Source organism: Brevibacterium sp. S22 (assembly GCF_004745485.1).
Taxonomy (GTDB): Bacteria; Actinomycetota; Actinomycetes; order Actinomycetales; family Brevibacteriaceae; genus Brevibacterium.
In genome coordinates, this window is the sequence record NZ_RHFG01000070.1 from 1 (window position 1) to 883 (window position 883).

The following is an 883-nucleotide window of genomic DNA, read 5'->3' on the forward strand; positions in this document are numbered from 1 at the left end:
CCTGCCAACTCCTCATCGAGGTCGAGAACGCGTTTGGCCCGACGCACCGCCTCAGCTCTGGCAGTGGCCAGCCCGATATCTTCCTTCCTGGCCCGCCATTTCGAGATCTCAGCGAACTGATCGGCCGTTAATGACTTGCGGGCGTCGAGTCCCAGGTCGTTGGTGCGCACCAACGCGGTCAGAGCATTGATCTCGCGGGTACGTTCGGTGCTCATCGAGTTCCGAGCAGCCAGCAGGACACGTAACGCCTGCCGTACCCCGTCGCTCTGGCGCGGCCACCGCAGCTGGTCGGCTTCTAACCGCAGTACGGATTCAGCGATGCGGCGGGAATCGAGCTCATCGCTCTTGCCCACCCCGTGGCGGGCTTTGGCATCCATGCGGGCAGCCTCGACGACCGGGTACCCGGCCGCAGCGATGTGCCCGGTGAGCACCGCCCCGTATGAGGCGGCACCCTCAACAACCCAGAGTGTGTCGAGGTCACCGTCGGTACGTCGACCGACCCAGCTCATTGCTCGTTTGATGCCAGCAGCAGTGGTCGGGAAGGTGCCGGCGTCGATGAGGGCACCGGTGCTGGTGATGATCGTGTAGACGTGGTTTCTGGCGTGTGTATCGACGCCGATGAAGAAACTGTATAAGTGCGCGACAATGGACATAGCGGTTCGAAGCTCCCTGTTTGACCGATAGGTTGTACGGCCGCTTGCGGCCGGTACCGGTCCGGGTTGAAGGTCACTTCGGAACAACACTGTGATGAGTCACACTCCCTTGGTTTCAGGGGGTGGACAGCCTTCTGATCAAGTTACCGAGGTGGGCCGAGCTGGTGCCGGCCGCACCATCCATGTGATCGGACAAATCGAGGTCACGACACCACTGTGTGGGTCAGCGC

1 protein-coding gene is annotated in these 883 nt (G+C 62.1%); it reads right to left on the reverse strand.

The window, feature by feature from the left end:
• On the reverse strand, positions 1-653 hold a 653-nt coding region (locus tag EB835_RS20185), incomplete at its 3' end, for an IS110 family transposase (protein WP_135811199.1).
• Positions 654-883 lie beyond the last annotated feature (230 nt).